Consider the following 17,295-nt stretch of genomic DNA (forward strand, 5'->3'; position numbering starts at 1 on the left):
CTCGTGTCCTCCCAGGCCCGTCTCTATGCGGCCATATGCCTTTTCAGGGCTGCCACCAGTTCGGACCGGCCGTTCTGGCCCTTCTTTATCACATCGCCCGCATGGGATTTAAGCCATGCAAGCTCCTCTCCCGAAAGATCCTTGGACGTCACCACGATCACCGGCAGATCGCGGAGCGCGGCATTCGCCTTCAGCGCGCGCAACACCTCGAACCCGTCGAGGTTGGGCATCAGCAGATCCAGAACGATCAGCGTCGGGCGCCGCGTTTCAAGCTGCGACAGCGCGCGCTGCCCGTCCGAGGCTTCGCGCACCTGCCAGCCTTCGCGCACCAGAATGCGGCGAAAGAGGGTCCGGGTCGCGGCATCGTCGTCCACGATCAGAACCTCGCGGTCACGGTCGCCCGCGACGGCGTTCAGCGTGCTGATCAGGCGCTTGGGATCGACCGGCTTGGTCAGGTGATCGACCGCACCGAAGGCCAGCCCCATCTCGCGGTCGGTCACGACGGTGGACAGGATCACGGGCGTCTCGCACAGGTCGGGGTCGGATTTCAGCTCTTTGAGTACCGACCAGCCATCGCGTTCGGGCATGATCACGTCGAGGATGATGGCATCCGGGCGGTGCCTGCGCGCCAGTGACAATCCATCCTCGGCATTGCTGGCGGTGAACACGTCATAGCCTTCGTCGCGCACCAGCCGCGCAACGGCGGAACGGGCGCTGGCCTCGTCGTCGATCACCAGAACGCGCCCGGCATGCGCGGCCTCCTGCGCCCCCGCCCCGGCCTGGGGCTGCGCTGAAAACGACACCGGAATCGCGAAGGAAAAGGCAGAGCCCGCGCCCTCCTGGCTTTCGACGGTGATATGCCCGCCCATCATACGGGTGAACTGCTGCGCGATGGCCAGGCCCAGGCCGGTGCCGCCATAGTTGCGCGTGGTAGAGGAATCGGCCTGCACAAAGGCCTGAAAGAGCTTGGATTTCTGCACGTCATTCATCCCGATCCCGTCATCGGCGACGATGAACTCGAACATCTCCTGCCCGCCCCGGCGCACCCGTTTCACCGAAAGCGTGATGGTGCCGCCGCTGGTGAATTTCGCGGCGTTGGACAGAAGGTTGAACAGGTTCTGGCGCAGCTTTGTCTTGTCGGTCGCGATCTCGTCGGGGTCGATCTGGGCGTCCACGATCAGCCGGTTGCCGTTCTTGGCGATCAGCGGCGCGACGGTGGCCTCGACTTCGGCCAGCAACGGGCGCAGCGCGAAGGTTTCGACGTAAAGCTCCATCTTGCCGGCTTCGATCTTCGACAGGTCCAGCACGTCGTTGATCAGCGAAAGAAGATGCCGCCCCGAAGCCATGATCTTTTCCAGATCGTCCACCGGCTCTTCCTGCCCGATGTCCCTGGCATCCTCGATCAGCATTTCGCTGTAGCCGATGATGGCGTTCAGCGGCGTGCGCAGCTCGTGGCTCATCGACGCAAGGAACCGGCTTTTCGCCTCATTCGCGGCCTCGGCGCCGGCGCGCGCCTCTTCCAGCTCTTCCTGCTTGTCCTTCAGATCGGTGATGTCGCTGTAAACCGCCACCGTACCGCCATCCGGGGTCTTGCGTTTGGTCACCTGCACCCAGGCGCCCCCGATCCGCAGCACCTGGCGCAGCTCGTCGGGGTGGCGGTGAAACCGCAGCCGCGCGGCCACCCAGTCTTCACCCGGCAGCCCGCCGGTATCGACCGTGCCCCGTTCGACCTGGGCGCGCAGGATCTGTTCGAACGCCGTGCCGGGCTCGAGAATGTCGTCGACGCCGGTGAAAATCTTGCGGAACCGGGCGTTCATCAACAGCACCCGGTCCTCGGCGTCGAACAGGGCGAACCCGTCGGGGATGGTTTCGATCGCCGTCATGATCGTGTTGCGCTGCGCCTCGGCGGCTTCCTCCAGCCTGCGGCGCATTTCCTGACTGTCGCGCAGGGTGCGCAGCGTTTGCGAGATGCGGCCGAACTCATCCTTGCCCTCGGGCGGCAAAGCCACATCGGTTTCGCCCTCGTTCAGCGCCGCAATGGCCCGGTTCACCTTGTCGAGCGGGGTCAGGATCGAACGCAGCACCAGCCAGGTCAGCGCCGCGCCCGCGATCAGGATCACGACACAGGCGATCAGCGCGCGCATCACCGAACGCTGCGAAGCCAGCGTCGCCGATCTGTTGGCCTGATCGGCCTCGTCGGCCAGTTGGGCCACGAGCTGGCCCAGCGTCTGATCCACCGCGTCGCTGCCAAGCCGCGCCTCGGCCAGCAGCGTGTTGCCGATGATCCTGTTGCCATCGGTATAGGCATCCGCCGCATCCAGCGCCCGCGCGTAATAGGCGGCGGTGCCGGCCCGGATTTTCCCGGCGGCATCGGGGGCGAACTCCTCCAGCCGGGTCAGATCGGCCTCAAGCTCGGTACGGGCGGCATTCGCGCGCCGCTCTGACAGCGTCAGCAGGCTGACGGACAGATCCGTCATCCAATAGCGCATCTCGCCGAAATGCCGGTCGGCGCTGGCGGCGATCTGCAGGCGGTGAAACCGGGTGTTGGCATCCTGAATGCGGCGCAGGTTGTTCATCAGGTCAAAGGCCATGAACACCGTGCTGATCACCAGCGCCCCCAGAAGCACAGCCGAAAGCGAGCCGATGCGCAGCGGTATCTTGTTTTCCGCCAGCCAGCGCAGGCGCGAGGGGGCCGGGCCGGGCGTGCTCATCTGAAGAAGGTTATGCTGATCGCCCCTGCGAGATCGCCTTCGGCGCCGCCCTCTTTCGGAAATCCGGTGACATCCATTTCCCCGGCGGGGGTGCCGTGGCAGCTCAGGCAGGAGGTGGAGTAATATTCGGGAATCAGCATCCGGAACGCGCTTTGGCCGTCAAGCTGCACCTCTTCATAGAATGGCGCGCCCTTTTCCCAGCCGGCGCTGCGGAACCTGCCCTCGATCACGCCGTCTTCCCATGCGTCGGGGCGGGCCTTGCGGTTGCGCACCAGGTTGCCGGGCGCGGTTACCTTCACCCGGGCCTGCGCCTGCATCTTCTCGGCGAAACGCTCGTTGACCAGACGCGCGAAAATCGCCGGGATAAAGCCTTTGAACCCCACGCCCTCGGCGTTGAAAATGGTCTGGCTTTCGTCGATCACCTCGGCCATCGACGAAAGCTGCGCCTCCGTCAGCCGGCGCTGAACCTCGGACAGATCGTCGGTGACGGGCGGCGCACCGTTTTGCGCGGTATAGGCCGCGATCACCTGTGCCACGAACACGCTGCCTGTCAGACCCTTGTCGCCGATGGCGGGATCGTTGATCAGATCCTGATTGCTCGACAGTACGTTGCGCCCCGTCCGCAGGACGGCTGCAAGCCGGTTGCCATTGGCAAGCTCCGCCCCGGCCTGATCCGAGGTGCCGGCCGCCAGCGGCGCCGCGCAAAACAGGGAAACGAGCAATGCCGCGAAAGGTAATCTGTGTCGCATGTCAATCTCTGGTGTCTGGCAAAAGAAGCCATCGGAAACGATAATTTGAATCGGTCTTGGGTCGGCGGGGCCGTCGCCGCCGATACATTATGTCGCGCCACAGCATGGCAAGAAGCCGACGTTGGGTAAAGGTAAAACCGCACTCATGCCGATCGCGCGGCGCGCCTCATTCGAGGGTGCGGATTTCATCGTTGGCAGAGCGCAGCCTGTCGGAAATGCTGCGCACGATATTGCCCAGGATCACCGTCATCACGTTCGGATAGCCCGCCGAGATCTCCCGCACCCGCGCGACCGAGAACCCGTAGCACAGCACCGGCACATCCGCCGTCACGTCGGCCGACCGTTTCTCGCCGTCCAGCAGCGCCATCTCGCCAAAGGAATAGCCCGGCCCGACAGAGCCGATGCGCTTCGACCGCCCATCCTCGACCGTCACCGAAATGCTGACAGACCCGCGCGCGACGATGAAGAACAGATGCGCGTCGTCGCCTTCGTTGATGATCCGCTCGCCCGCGTCGAACCGAAAGGTGCCGACCGCGCTTTCCAGCAGCTTCAGCTCCTGCGTGCCCAGCCCCTCGAACAGATCGAGCGAGCCCAGCGAGAGCTTTTCCTCTTCGCGCGAAACCCCGGCCTCGGCCAGCAGCGCTTCCTCGTATGCCTCCAGCGCCCGGTCGGTATCAGGCACGATCTCGACCCCGGTCTCGGCGCGCTCTCGGTCGACGGCGGCGTGAAGATCGGACAGCGCGTCGAAGGACCCCAGCTCGGTAAAGACCAGCCGGCATCTGGTGGGCTCCAGCGTGCGCGCCATCTGACAGATCAGCTGAATGGCGGCCTTGTCGACGAAACCGGCACGCTTGAAATCCACGACGATGACATCGGCCTCTTTCGAGCGTTCCGCCATCCGCCGGATCAGCTTTTCGGTCGACCCGAAAAACAGCGCGCCCTGTACCTCGAACACCACCAACCGGTGCCCCTGCGCGCGCAGAACCGCGCTCTCCCTTGCCGGGCGGATACGCTTGGAGTGAACATTGCCGGCGGTATATTCGCGCCGGATGACCGAGCGGATATCGGTGCGGTCGTGATAGGCGTGAAGGCTGAAATCCTGCGCGAACTTCTGACAGACCGCGACCCCCCGGATACTGTTGCCGACAGAATCCAGCGGCGGCGAATAGACGGCGATGCCAAGCTGGCCGGGGATCACGGCGATCACACCGCCCGCGACCCCGCTCTTGGCCGGAAGGCCCACGTCGAACGCCCACTGCCCGGCATAGTCATACATGCCGCAGGTGCTCATGACCGACAGCACATCGCGCACATGATCGGGCGAAAGCACGCGCTGCCCCGAAAGCGGGTTCACCCCGTGCGCGGCCAGCGTCGCCGCCATCACCGCCATGTCCCGGCACGTCACCCGGATCGAGCATTGCCGGAAATAGGTCTCCAGCACCTCTTCGGGCGGCAGGCTCAGCATGCCGGTGTTCAGCATCATATAGGCGATTGCCCGGTTGCGGTGCCCCGTCGCATGTTCCGAGCGGTAGACCTGTTCATCGATCTCCAGCGGGCGCCCGGCGAACTGGCCGAAGAAGTCCAGCATGTTTTCCGTGCGTTCGCTGGTGTTGTCGCCTTTCATCAGCTCGGCCACGGCGATGGCACCGGCATTGACCATCGGATTGAAGGGCCGGTTGTTCACATCATCCAGAGTGATGGAATTGAACGGATCGCCCGTCGGTTCCACGCCGACCTGCCGGGCGACACGCTCCTGCCCGTGCTCGCGCAGCGCATAGCCGTGCATGAAGGGCTTGGACATCGACTGTATGGTAAACGGGCACCCGGCATCGCCGACCGAATAAAGCTGGCCATCGACGGTTGCGATGCAGATCCCGAATTTTTTCGGGTCCGCCAGCCCCAGCTCTGGGATATAGCTCGCAACCTCGCCCGCCATGACATCGCTCAGCGACATGTGAAGCGACTTCAGATAGGTCTCGATCGGTGTTGCCACATGCGGCGAGCGCGGCGGCACATCCGGCGCCGGGGCAACCGCGGGCGAACGGGGCATGTAATTCTGCCTTTCCTGAAACAAGCGCCCGAAGGCGCCACACATGTCGAAAATTTCGGGGAATGTGCTACAAGCCTTCTGCGCGACGCAAGTTTATTCCCGCCCACGCCTCCCCGTTCGCATGTTGGTGCACGGCAAACGGGCAAACTGATAACAATCCTTCGCCCGGTCGTGCAGGCCCGGCATCCAATTCGCCCGTCGGCCTCTCTTTACGCAAAGCGGATCAGACGGTAATTCATGCTGGTAGCATTTGCAGCGAGAAGACATTTGAAAGGCCCCGCATTTGAATAAATCCGTTCTCAATGATGCCGAGGAAAACGGGCGCGGTGATCTCTATCTGCAGATGCACGGCCTGTCGTCTTTCACGATCTATCTGTCGGGCCGTCTGGATGCCGCCGACCGCAGGGCCAGTCTGGTGATCGGCGGGGCCGCGGCCGTGCTGGGCATCATCGCCGCCGATCTTTTCACGATGAACGGCACCGCTACGGTGCTGGAGCGGTTCCAGTGGCTGGTGCAGAAACCATCGATCCTGTCGGCGACGGTTTCGGCGATCATGGCCTTCCGCACCGTCTGGCCGCGCAAGATGGTGTCGGACGACTGGATTTCGCAGATCTTCCTGAGCACCGAAAAACCCGCCGAAATCCTGGCCCGGGTCGGCCGGTCGGACCGGGTGTTCATGCGGGAGATGATGGCCGGGCAACAGCAGATCGCGGGGCTGATCCGCCAGAAAAACCGCTATACCGTCTATGCGATCCCGTTCCTGATGTTCAGCGTCATCCTGTTCGGCCTGGGTATGTAGCCTGGCGCCGGGGTGCGCGGCCACGAAGCGCGCCTGTCGCTTCGTGGCAGTTGATCCCGAGCCCCGGTTTGCCGCCTCAGCCCCGCCTGCCGGAGGGCTCAAAGAAGAAGCGGATCATCTCGGCGCTGGCATCGGGGCCTTTTTCATCGGTGTAGGAGCCACCCGGCCGCCCGCCCGACCACGCATGCCCCAATCCTTCCACCACCCAATGCTCCAGCTCTGCCGCCCCGCCAGCCGGCGCGCTGACTTTGCAGCGAAAGCGGCGGCCCGATATGTGGCCCTGCTCTTCGATCTCGACGGATTGCCGCGCCCCGCGATCCATCGCGTCGCGTGCGATGCGTTCGCCGTTCGAGGGATGCACCGTGGCATCGCCCGTGCCGTGAAACACGATGGTGCGGACGGCCGGCGTGTTGGACGCGGCGCCGGTGGATTGCTCCGCATTGCCCGCCATGGCGGCAAAGGCGGATGGCACATCCCGTGCCGCGCCAAACGGCAGCCCCGAATGGGCGCCCACGGCCGAAAAGACATCAGGGTAGGTTTCGCCAAGTATCACCGCCATCGCGGCCCCGGCAGACAGGCCGGCGACGAAGGTCTGCTCCTTCGACACGCCATGTTCGGCCATTGCCTCGCGCGCCATGCCGGCCAATATCGCAGGCTCGCCCCTGTCGCGGCGTTGATCACCGCGGCTGAACCAGTTCCAGCATGATTGCGCGTTGTCACCGCGCGATTGATGCGGGTAGATCACGACGAAACGATGCTCTTCCGCCAGGGTGTTCATGCCGGTTCCGGTGGCGAAATCCTCGGGGTTCTGCGTGCATCCGTGCAGCATGACGACAATGCCCGTGACGCCGTCACCTGCGGTGGAGGGGATGTAGGTGCGGTAGGCGCGGCTGCCGGCGGCACAGGAAAACTGCGCATGCCGGAACTCTGCCCCGTCAGGGATCGGAACGTCTTGCGCGGGGGGAGTGCCGAACGGCGATTTCAAACCGCCCAACAGGTTTTCCATCGAGGGCATGACCTGTTGCAGGCCCCTTGCCTGCCCGCCGTCCGGGCCGGGCATCAACCCGTGCCGGGCGAGTGTGCGTTGCACAAGGTCTTTGGCGGCCGCGATGCGCGCAGCGCGCGCGCCATCCGTCGCCGGGCGCGGGGCGCCGGCTTTGAAGTTGATCATTTTGTTCGTCCTTATCGTGTGTTGCGCGTCTTACCGAATGCGATCGGCAAGCGCCTTTTTGATGTCCGGGCTGGCCTGCAGGGCCCCCAGAACGGTGATCGAGCCAATGGTACGAAGGGCCAGGTCGGGCGTGACATCGGCACCGATGCGGGCAAGCCCGACGACCTTGATGTGCAAAATCTCGCCCGCGTCGCGCACGGCCTCAAGATCGGCCCTGCCATAGTCACGCAGGCCCAGTTCCAGGGTGTGCCGCTCGATCGACCTGGTGACGGCTTCGCCGTGGGTGTCGAGCTGATTGCGGATCGCCGTCCGGATGAAATCGCTGCGGTTGGAGTAAAACCCCTCCTGCACCAGAAGATCGATCCGTCCCAGATCGACGTAGCCGAGGTTGATCGTGATTTTTTCACTGTCCGGCGTCTTGTCGCGGATCTGCCTTACGTTGCTCATGGTCTTATCTCCATCTGTATGGATGGTATATGGATGTCGTTGCGCTGGATGCAAGTGCAGAACGCCGTATTTTCGTCCACGGCATCCAGACAGCCCACGGAAGATGTAAATCGCACGCTACGCCCGTTCGGTCACGATCCGCCCGCCATTGCGGCGCGGGCGGTATCCCGCCGTATCGACCTGTTCGTGGAACGCCTGCGGGGGCGGGATCGTTGAGCCTGCAAGATCACCTGCTTGCAGAAAGGATTTGGCCATGAACGCCTATAAAGCCGTTGAGAAAGACCCCCGCGCCGCCCTGATCAAGGAAATGAAGAACCTGCGCGCCGGGATGCTGGGCGTAGAAGGGTCGGCACAGCATATGCAGCCGATGACCCATTTTCCCGATTGGGACCGCAACCGGATCTGGTTCATCACCTCGAAGGATACCGATCTGGTGCGCAGCCTCGCGCCCGACAGCCACGCGCATTTTTGCGTGATGAGCACTGGCCAGGACTTTCAGGCCTGCCTGCGCGGAACGTTGACGGAAACCTGTGACAAGGCCAAGCTGGACGAGATCTGGTCGCCGGTGGCCGCCGCGTGGTTCCATGGCGGCAAGGAGGATCCGAACCTCACCATGCTGCGTCTTGAACTCACCGACGCCGCGATCTGGGGCAGCAGCGACAGCACGCTGAAATTCGGCTTCGAGATCGCGAAGGCGAATATGAAGGAAGACGAGCTGCCCGACATCGGGACCCACATGATCCTGACGTTCTGAGGGCCCGCGCGCCCGACCTGTGCTAGACCGGCCCTGTTCCGCGGGGCCGGTTTTCTCGATCAGCGGGGGGCATTCCGTTCCCTGCTCCATTTACAAGGGGCCATCATGCGCCGCTATCACTGCCCGTCCTGCCAGCAGGGACTCTATTTCGACAACACCGCCTGCCTGTCCTGCGGTGCCGAGCTGGGGTTTGATCCCGCTGCGGGCTTCCTCCTGCTCGACGACGACACCGCGCGCGCTTGTGCCAACCGCGCCATCATCGGATGCAACTGGGTGGCGGCGGGCCCGGACGGGCGCTGCCTGTCCTGCGCGCATACCGCGATCCTGCCGAACCTGTCGGTCGGTGGCAACGCCGAAAAATGGGCGCGGCTGGAGCAGGCCAAACGCGCCGTGATCCTGATGCTCGACAGGCTTGGCCTGCCGCTTGTCGATGCGGCCGGCGCCCCTGCCCCGGTGTTCGAGTTCAAGGCAGACCCGCCCGGCCCCAACGCGCCACGGGTTCTGACCGGCCATGAAAACGGCACCATCACGCTGAACATCGCCGAGGCCGACGATGCCGAACGCGCGCGCATCCGCGAAGAGATGCACGAACCCTATCGCACGCTGCCCGGTCATTTCCGCCACGAGGTCGCGCATCACTACTGGGATGTGCTCACCGGCGCCGATCCGCGCCTGCTCGACACGCTTCGGGCGGTGTTCGGCGATGACCGTCAGGATTACGGCGCCTCCCTCGCCGCCCATTACGCCGAAGGCCCCCCCGCCGACTGGGCCGAGCGCTATATCTCCGCCTATGCCAGTTCGCATCCGTGGGAGGATTTCGCTGAAACCTGGGCGCATGTGCTGCATGTTCTCGAGGGGCTGGAAACCGCACAGGCGTTTGGCCTGATCGCCGGCTCCGGGTTGCCGGAGGGCGGGTTGCGCGCCATGGCAGCGGTGCCGATGGAACAGCTCGCCCGCGCCTGGATCGATCTGTCGATCGCTCTGAACGCGGTCAATCAGGCGATGGGGCATGACACGTTCTACCCCTTTGTCCTGTCCCCCGCGATCATCGAGAAGATGGAGACGGTCCGCAGGCTGATCATTGAAGGCGGCCAGAAAGCCCCATGAGAACGAACCATTTGACATGAAAAGGGCGCGTCCTCGCGGGCGCGCCCTTTGTGTTTCTCGGCGGCTTTTTACGGCGCGGGGTTCACCATGGCCTCGCGCGCCCAGAGCCGTTCATGGGCGTGCTCGACCACGGCCGTGAGCGCGGTGCCGGCATCAAAGACGAACTCGTCCGGCTTGATGTCGACGGCCTCGAGCAGCTTGGTCGCGGCCTCGGTCACCACCATCGCCTTGAGATGCGCGAAGGCATCGGCCACGAAATCTTTCGCGGGCGCGAGGGTCGCAAGGTGATCGGCGGCGTCGGGTGCGGCCAGCACGGCCACCGCATCGAACAGCACCGAAGGTGAGCCGGCCAGTTGCCCGTCCGCCGCAAGCTTTTCGCCCGATCGGAGCGTCACGCCGCCGCGCGCTTCGGCGATGATCTTGACCGTCACGCCCGCCTTCTCGGCCGCCGCCATGATCTCGTCCACCTGCGCGTCCTCCGTGCCATCGGTGACCAGCACACCGATCATGCGGCCCTTGGGCGCCGTCGTCGCGGTCTTGTGGATCGAGAGCGCGTCCGAAACCGGCATGTCCACCGGCTCCCTGGCGGGTTCGGCGGCTTCCGGCAGGTCGATGTTCAGCCCCTTGGCGATGCGCGCGGCCATGTCTTCGTCGATGTTGCGCAGCTGCGCCAGCACCTGTTCGCGCACATGCTCCAGATCGACCTTCGACAGCTCGAAGGTGATGGCCGCGACGATGTGATCCTGCTCCGGTTTGGTCTGGCTCAGGTAGAACTGGCGCGCCTGGCTGTAATGGTCGGCAAAGCTTTCAGAGCGCACCCGCAGCTTCGGCCCGGCCTCGGCCTCCGGATGGGTGGTGAACGTGTGCTCCGCCGGGCGGGGGCCGGTTTCCTCTTCCGCCTTGTAAAGGCTGTTCGGCTCGTAATTCGCGCGCCCCTTGTGAACATGCGTCTGCATCATCCCGTCGCGCTGGAAATTATGCATCGGGCATTTCGGCGCGTTGACCGGGATCTGGTGGAAATTCGTCGTCCCCAGCCGCGATTTCTGAGTGTCGAGATAAGAGAACAGCCGCCCCTGCAGCAGCGGATCTTCGGAAAAATCGATCCCCGGAATGACGTTCGTCGGCAGGAACGCGACCTGCTCGGTCTCGGCAAAGAAATTGTCCGGGTAACGGTCGAGCACCATGCGCCCGACGATGCGCAGCGGGATGTCTTCCTCTGGGATCAGCTTGGTCGCGTCGAGCACGTCATAGGGCTGTTGCGCCGCCCAGTCTTCGTCAAAGACCTGAACGCCCAGCTCCCATTCGGGGAAGTCGCCCGACTGGATCGCCTCGAACATGTCGCGGCGCTGATAATCGGGATCGGCGCCGGAAATCTTGACCGCCTCGTCCCATGTCGTCGATTGCGCGCGCAGGGTGCTGCGCCAGTGGAACTTGACGAATTTCGCCGCGCCATCGGCATTGATGAAGCGGAAGGTATGAACACCGAACCCGTCCATCATCCGGAAGGAACGCGGGATCGCCCGGTCGGACATGACCCACATCACCATGTTCATCGATTCAGGTGTCAGCGAGATGAAATCCCAGAACGTGTCATGGGCGGACGCGGCCTGCGGAAAGCCACGGTCGGCCTCGGGTTTCACCGAATGGATCAGGTCGGGGAATTTCATCGCGTCCTGGATGAAGAACACCGGGATGTTGTTGCCGACGAGGTCCCAATTGCCCTCTTCGGTGTAGAATTTCACCGCGAACCCGCGCACGTCGCGCGGCGTATCCTTTGACCCTTTCGAGCCGGCCACGGTCGAGAACCGGGCAAAGACCGGCACCTTGGTGCCCTTTTCCCGGAACGGCTGGGCCATGGTCAGTTCGGGAATCGGATCAGTGCATTCGAAATACCCGTGCACGCCTGTGCCGCGGGCATGAACGATGCGCTCGGGGATGCGTTCATGGTCGAAGTGGAAAATCTTTTCGCGCAGCACGAAATCCTCAAGCAGCGTCGGGCCGCGCTTGCCGGATTTCAGGCTGTTCTGGTTGTCGGGGATCGGCATGCCGTGATTGGTGGTCAGCGTCTCGCCGCCGCGTTGCTGCGGCTCTCCTCCGGCGCCTTGGGTCATGGTGATTTCGGGGCTGGTCTTTTTCGGCGACATGGCGTCCTCCTGGTTGTGAACGAGCGGCGAAATGGCGCTCAGGGTCACAGGGGCAACGGGGGATGGCGCGCGCGGGTTCCCTGCCGCCGTGAAAACGGTCCGGCGGTCGGCAGGGTCCTGCCGGTATGGCCCCGATCAGGGAAAGGCGCACCCGCCGGCAAAGCGGCGCGAGAGTTTCGCCCGTGCTGGGGCGGGACGCGCCCGAGCCTGATGTCCGAATGCCGGGGGCCGCTTGGCGATCGGTGCCCCAAACGCGGCGGCCTTCCCGAGCGGAACGATCGGAGCGCCGAAAGGTTGCGTCTTTGGACATGCAAAGGAGGTCACCATGCCCGCAAGATCGAAAGCACAGCAAAAGGCCGCCGGGGCGGCCCTTTCCGCCAAACGCGGTGAAACGTCCGTCTCTTCGTTGAAGGGCGCGTCGAAGGACATGTATGACTCGATGACGCAGAAGGAGCTCGAGGAACTGGCATCGACACCGCGCAAGGGGCTGCCCGACACCGCAGACGGCGACGACTGACAGGCGCTTCACGGTTGTCCCGCCCTGCCCCCAACTCGCCCTTCCGCGCCGCCTGCAACCGCCCTCGCGCAAGGTGAGACCGGCGCGAGAGCAAAAGGATCCGCGCGCCGGCCGTTCGTCACGTTATGTTCTTCAGCATCACCTTGGCGGCGCTTCGGCCGCTCGCGCCCCAGACGCCGCCGCCGGGATGCGTGCTGGCGCCGGTTAGATAGACGCCCTCGATCGGCGTCTTGTAACCGGACAGATCCGGCAGCGGCCGGAACGAAAGCATTTGGTCCATGCTCATTTCCAGATGGGTGACATCGCCCTGGACCATCCCGATCACGCGCTCGATGTCCAGCGGTGTCTGGATGTAGCGATCAATCAGCTTGCCCTTCATGTTCGGCGTATAGTCGCAGACCACATCCCAGATCTTGTCGGCTTCGCGCTCGGCGATATCGTCCCAGTTCTCGCCCTCCAGGTGATAGGGATGATAGGATGACCAGCTGTAGAGCAGATGCTTGCCTTCGGGCGCAAGCGACGGGTCTACCGCTGTGAAGCTCATCTGCATCACCGGTGGCACCTCGGGCGGGCGCCCTGCGCGCCCGAGATTCGTGGAGCGCGTGAGCGTCTGGACGCTGGGGCAAAGCAGTTGCATGCCGTGATGGCATTCGCCGACCCCGTGCTCGTTCAGCGCCTGCCCCGCATAGGCCGGCAGCTCCGAGACGGCCTGACGGATCATGAAACCGGAGCCGTTCATCACCTTGAGCGCCTTCAACCGGCGCGCCATGCCAGGGTCGACCAGATCCGGGTCGAGCAGCTTGAGCAGCGCGGTCTGGACGTGGCAGCCGAACAGAACGTTTTCGGCGGTCACCGCCATGTCGCCGGCGCGCACCTCGAAACCATCGCCGGTTTTAACCACCCGCTCCACCTCGGCATCGGTCAGGATCGTGCCGCCGAACCCTTCCAGCGCACGGCCGAGCGCCACCGACACCATTCCAGAGCCGCCGATCGCGCGGAACGCGCCATCGTCATGGATCATGCCGTAATGGCCAAGGATGGTCGCGCTTGACGCCGTATCGGGATGCGGGCCGTTCTGGGCGCCGAGCCAGATCAACGCCGCCTTCAACTCCTCACTCTCGAAAAGCTCCTCGAGCAGGCGACGGGAATCGATGAGCACCTGGCGGACCAGATCATCGGATTTGAGCGCGGTACGCACGGCGCCGGGCCTGGTGAACGCTGTTTTCAGCACCGAGGCGATCGTCTGTCCCATGGAGGGCGGTTCCGACATCGCCGGCCAGATCAGACGCTGCACGTCGCCCCATGTCGTCATGAAATCCCGATAGGTTTCCGCATCGCGCGGGCTGATCGCGGCAATGCTCTCGCAGGTCTTGTCGAGGCTGCGGTAAAAGGTGATCGCCTTGTCGGTGCCCTTGACCGGATAGAAACCCCAAGGGTCCAGTTCGATATATTCGAGACCGTGCTTCTCGAGTTCCAGATCCCTGGCGATTCCGGTGGTCGGGAAAAGCACATGGATGGATGAGCCGATATCAACCTTGTAGCCGCCGAACATCTCCTCTGTGCAGGCGGCCCCGCCGATCACCGGCCGGCGCTCAAGGACAACCACTTTCTTGCCGGCCTTCGCCAGATAGCAGGCGCTGGTCAGGGCGTTGTGCCCGGCGCCGATCACCGCGACGTCATATTTGGTCATGTGTTCGTTTCTCCCGTCTTTCGCTTTTGAAAGCGTTGCGCTCGTTACCAATCGGTCCGGGCTTCGGTACGCGGTGCCTGCATGCGGTGCCTGTGCGCGCGGCCCGGGTGAAAAAGCGATCGATCCATGTGCAGACAAAGCCCCGGCGGGCTTGGCCGGGATATCTCCTTCATTGTCCGACAGCTCTGTTTCCCCGGGGCAATGTAGCGCGTCATTTTCAGAAACCAGCCCGCCGGACAGAGGCGATCCCGCAGCGTTTGAAACAGCGGGTGCCTTCGGAACCATCTGTAAAGTCAGCAAGACGGCCTGGCCGATATCGCCACGTTCCAACAGGTTCACGAACGCCCAGCAGCTGGTGCCACGGCCCTTGCGCGCAGGCAAATCCGTTTTGCCGCGCCTGATCGCCACTGTCGGAAACAGGGGGCTCGAATCCCGAATAGTTCCTGACCCTTCAAGGGGGCGGGGGAGATTTCAGCCGAGAGAAGTGAAATGGCGCACCCATCAGGATTCGAACCTGAGGCCTTCGCCTTCGGAGGGCGACGCTCTATCCAGCTGAGCTATGGGTGCGCAGTGAGATTCGAAAATCCCGGAATGCCTGCATACTGCTTACGCGAAGGGCCAGACCTTGCAACCGGAAACTTGTCCGTATCCGCAAGAGATTGCTTTCGCGCTACTTTTTACCTTCTACTCCCGCCCCCCCGTATCCGCCTGTCGCAGGGAAACACCCCTTGCGGCGCCACGGGGCAGCTCTCGTGCCGTCATATAGGGGAAAGCGTGCGGGGCTGCAAACCCTTTCCCGGCCCCCTTCCGCCCGGCGTCCGCCTGCCCTGCTGCGGGCTCAGGCGAACAGCTCGTGACACAGCTCCAGCGCCTCGATCAGCCGGTCGACCTCCTGCGTGGTGTTGTAGAGCCCGAAAGAGGCGCGGCAGGTGGCCGTCACCCCCAGATGGTCCATCAGCGGGCCGGCGCAGTGATGCCCCGCCCGCACCGCGACGCCCTTCTTGTCGAGCACGGTGGAAATGTCATGGGCATGGGCCGGACCATCGAGCGTGAAGGAAAATATCGCGCCCTTGCCCGCCGAATTGCCCTGCACGTTCAGCCAGTTCAGCCCGGCCAGCCGGTCGCGCGCATAGGCGGTCAGCGCGGCCTCATGCGCGGCGACATTCTCCATGCCCAGCCCCATCATGTAGTCCAGCGCCACGCCCATCCCGATTTGCTGAACGATTCCGGGGGTTCCGGCCTCGAACTTCATCGGCGGCTCGGCATAGGTCACGCTGTCCTTGTGCACCTCTCGGATCATGTCACCGCCACCCATGAATGGGCGCATCTCGGCCATGCGCTCCTTGCGGATATGAATCGCGCCCGACCCGGAAGGGCCGTACAGCTTGTGCCCGGTGATGGCATAGAAATCGGCCCCGATCGCATCCACATCCACCGGCCGGTGCACCGCCGCCTGCGAGCCATCGAGCAGTACCGCGACACCCCTGTCATGCGCGGCGTCCACGATCGGTTTCACATCGACCACCGTGCCAAGAACATTCGACATGTGGGTCAGCGCGATCAGCCTGGTCTTCGGGCCGATCGCGGCGATCACCGCTTCGGGATCGAGATCGCCATTGGCGTCCACATCCACCCATTTCAGCACCACGCCCTGCCGCTCGCGCAGGAAATGCCAGGGCACGATATTGGCGTGATGCTCCATCACGCTCAGCACGATCTCGTCGCCCGCCTGCAGCCGCGGCATCGCCCAGCCATGGGCGACAAGATTGATGCCCTCGGTCGTGCCCGAGGTAAAGACGATCTCGTTCTCGTCCTTCGCGCCGAGAAACGCCGCCACCTTGCCGCGCACGGCCTCGTATTTCTCGGTCGCCAGATTGCTCAGGTAATGCAGCCCGCGATGCACGTTGGCGTATTCCATCGAATAGGCCTGCGTTATCGCGTCGATCACCACCTGCGGCTTTTGCGCCGAGGCGCCGTTATCGAGATAGACCAGCGGCTTGCCGTTCACCTCGCGCGCGAGGATCGGAAAATCACGGCGGATGGCGTTGACATCATACATCATAAAGCTCCGGTACCATGAGCGCCCCGGTCATCGAGAGCAGCATGAAGAAGGTCAGGCCAAGGGCGAACCCCGTCAGCAGGATCATCAGAAACACCGGGAACAGCGATTTGAACCCGTGCAGCACCGCGACGAAATTGGTCAGCAGCCACAGGGTCAGGCCGATGTTCACAAAGCCCATCAGCACCGCGAAGGGCGGCAGGGCGATCAGAAAGAAGATCTGTACCGCGTTGAACAGCAGCATCACCGCCTGAAGCCAGACCGTCAGCCGCAGCGCGCCTTCAAAGCTGCCATGCCCCCCCAGCGCCCGCCCGACGCGGTGAATGCAGATCACCATCGCCAACGTGGCGCCAAAGGCGATCAGTGCGGTCACCAATGGCGCGTCGTTGAAAAACGCCATCATCGGATCGGCCGGGGCCGGGATCAGCGCGTTGCTGAGATAGGTCATCATCAGACCCAGGATCACCACCAGCGCCAGCGCCTGCCACCACAGCGCGCGCGGATACGGCAGCGCCAGCACCCGCCGCGCGCCATCCTGCGGGCGCAGCACCGTGTCGCGCGCCAGCCCGATCAGGGAAATCAGCGTCTCGCTCATACCTGCCTCTCCGCATGGCCATGTCCTTCGGCTTCCATAAGGCCTGCGCCCCAGATGTAAAGGAAGCCGAAGGTCACGAGGCTTGAAACCGCCGTCAGCGTGGCGCCCGACCCGATGAACCCTGCCACCAGCCCGTGCAACAGCCACAGCGGCGAGATCGCCAGAAACGCCCAGAACAGCGCCAGACGCGCGCCGAACCAGCTGCCCCGCCCGCCCAGCAGCCGGGCAATCAGATGACTGCCCGCCGCAATTCCGTAAAGCGCCAGCGGAACGATGAAGACCCAGCCCAGAAGCGCGCCGCCGATGCGCGCGTCCAGCGGGATCTCGGGGTTCAGATGCGTCTCGCGCGCAAGGCGCGGCAGGGTGGACAGAAACACCAGCAGACAGGCCGTGAAGACATAGACCAGCGCGCGATCCTCGCGCGGGCCGCCGTCAAGCTGCCGGCGCAGCGCCGCGCGCGGCGCACGATAGGTTTTCAGGATCTCGGTTGTGATCGCCATCT

General features: G+C 63.9%; 15 protein-coding genes and 1 tRNA gene. 4 read left to right on the forward strand and 12 right to left on the reverse strand.

Features of this window, described 5'->3' with window-relative positions; all coding sequences use genetic code 11:
* Positions 1–23 precede the first annotated feature (23 nt).
* The 3 genes from TQ29_RS09085 to glsA all read right to left on the reverse strand — a co-directional run bounded on the left by TQ29_RS09085 (position 24) and on the right by glsA (position 5,510).
* Positions 24–2,711 carry a response regulator gene (locus TQ29_RS09085; RefSeq protein ID WP_054538884.1) on the reverse strand — a complete coding sequence of 896 codons (2,688 nt, stop codon included), beginning with the start codon at positions 2,709–2,711 and terminating at the stop codon, positions 24–26.
* The gene (locus tag TQ29_RS09090) at positions 2,708–3,460 is read right to left on the reverse strand and encodes a DUF3365 domain-containing protein (RefSeq protein ID WP_054538885.1); all 753 of its coding nucleotides are present in this window, start codon (positions 3,458–3,460) and stop codon (positions 2,708–2,710) included. Before TQ29_RS09090 ends, TQ29_RS09085 begins: the two co-directional genes overlap by 4 nt.
* A 166-nt stretch (positions 3,461–3,626) precedes the next feature.
* On the reverse strand, positions 3,627–5,510 hold the full coding sequence (gene glsA, locus TQ29_RS09095; RefSeq protein ID WP_162231819.1) for a glutaminase A: 1,884 nt from the start codon (positions 5,508–5,510) through the stop codon (positions 3,627–3,629).
* A gap of 283 nt (positions 5,511–5,793) precedes the next feature.
* Here glsA and TQ29_RS09100 point away from each other — a divergent pair, with 283 nt between their 5' ends.
* A complete protein-coding gene (locus TQ29_RS09100) occupies positions 5,794–6,309 on the forward strand; it encodes a hypothetical protein (RefSeq protein WP_054538887.1) in 516 nt (171 codons plus the stop codon).
* A 76-nt stretch (positions 6,310–6,385) separates the two neighbouring features.
* On the opposite strand, the gene TQ29_RS09105 is transcribed toward TQ29_RS09100, so the two are convergent.
* The 3 genes from TQ29_RS09105 to TQ29_RS20650 all read right to left on the reverse strand — a co-directional run bounded on the left by TQ29_RS09105 (position 6,386) and on the right by TQ29_RS20650 (position 8,182).
* On the reverse strand, positions 6,386–7,480 hold the full coding sequence (locus TQ29_RS09105) for a PHB depolymerase family esterase (protein ID WP_054538888.1): 1,095 nt from the start codon (positions 7,478–7,480) through the stop codon (positions 6,386–6,388).
* A gap of 30 nt (positions 7,481–7,510) precedes the next feature.
* Positions 7,511–7,927, reverse strand: a complete 417-nt coding sequence (locus TQ29_RS09110; protein WP_054538889.1) for a hypothetical protein — start codon at positions 7,925–7,927, stop codon at positions 7,511–7,513.
* Positions 7,928–8,044: 117 nt separating this feature from the next.
* Entirely contained in the window at positions 8,045–8,182 is a 138-nt protein-coding gene (locus tag TQ29_RS20650) for a hypothetical protein (protein WP_157445557.1), read from the reverse strand.
* Between TQ29_RS20650 and TQ29_RS09115 the strand changes: the two genes are divergently transcribed.
* Both TQ29_RS09115 and TQ29_RS09120 read left to right on the forward strand, forming a co-directional pair.
* A complete protein-coding gene (locus TQ29_RS09115; protein ID WP_054538890.1) occupies positions 8,181–8,681 on the forward strand; it encodes a pyridoxamine 5'-phosphate oxidase family protein in 501 nt (166 codons plus the stop codon). The genes TQ29_RS20650 and TQ29_RS09115 overlap by 2 nt on opposite strands.
* Positions 8,682–8,786: 105 nt before the next feature.
* Positions 8,787–9,788, forward strand: a complete 1,002-nt coding sequence (locus TQ29_RS09120) for a putative zinc-binding metallopeptidase (RefSeq protein WP_054538891.1) — start codon at positions 8,787–8,789, stop codon at positions 9,786–9,788.
* A gap of 68 nt (positions 9,789–9,856) precedes the next feature.
* Here TQ29_RS09120 and TQ29_RS09125 read toward each other — a convergent pair whose 3' ends face one another.
* Complete coding sequence (locus TQ29_RS09125) at positions 9,857–11,932, reverse strand: catalase (RefSeq protein WP_054540387.1); 2,076 nt, start codon at positions 11,930–11,932, stop codon at positions 9,857–9,859.
* A gap of 325 nt (positions 11,933–12,257) precedes the next feature.
* Here TQ29_RS09125 and TQ29_RS09130 point away from each other — a divergent pair, with 325 nt between their 5' ends.
* Entirely contained in the window at positions 12,258–12,449 is a 192-nt protein-coding gene (locus TQ29_RS09130; RefSeq protein ID WP_054538892.1) for a DUF3008 family protein, read from the forward strand.
* A gap of 118 nt (positions 12,450–12,567) precedes the next feature.
* Here TQ29_RS09130 and TQ29_RS09135 read toward each other — a convergent pair whose 3' ends face one another.
* The 5 genes from TQ29_RS09135 to TQ29_RS09155 all read right to left on the reverse strand — a co-directional run bounded on the left by TQ29_RS09135 (position 12,568) and on the right by TQ29_RS09155 (position 17,293).
* Positions 12,568–14,139, reverse strand: a complete 1,572-nt coding sequence (locus tag TQ29_RS09135) for an NAD(P)/FAD-dependent oxidoreductase (RefSeq protein WP_054538893.1) — start codon at positions 14,137–14,139, stop codon at positions 12,568–12,570.
* A 490-nt stretch (positions 14,140–14,629) separates the two neighbouring features.
* Positions 14,630–14,706, reverse strand: a tRNA-Arg gene (locus tag TQ29_RS09140).
* Positions 14,707–14,977: 271 nt separating this feature from the next.
* On the reverse strand, positions 14,978–16,198 hold the full coding sequence (locus tag TQ29_RS09145; protein WP_054538894.1) for a cysteine desulfurase: 1,221 nt from the start codon (positions 16,196–16,198) through the stop codon (positions 14,978–14,980).
* Complete coding sequence (locus tag TQ29_RS09150; protein ID WP_037206689.1) at positions 16,191–16,793, reverse strand: Yip1 family protein; 603 nt, start codon at positions 16,791–16,793, stop codon at positions 16,191–16,193. The genes TQ29_RS09145 and TQ29_RS09150 overlap by 8 nt, the downstream gene beginning before the upstream one ends.
* Positions 16,790–17,293, reverse strand: coding sequence for a YIP1 family protein (locus TQ29_RS09155; protein ID WP_054538895.1), 504 nt, complete (start codon positions 17,291–17,293; stop codon positions 16,790–16,792). Before TQ29_RS09155 ends, TQ29_RS09150 begins: the two co-directional genes overlap by 4 nt.
* Positions 17,294–17,295 lie beyond the last annotated feature (2 nt).

Source organism: Actibacterium sp. EMB200-NS6 (assembly GCF_001305615.1).
In the GTDB taxonomy this organism is placed as follows: domain Bacteria; phylum Pseudomonadota; class Alphaproteobacteria; order Rhodobacterales; family Rhodobacteraceae; genus Actibacterium_A; species Actibacterium_A naphthalenivorans.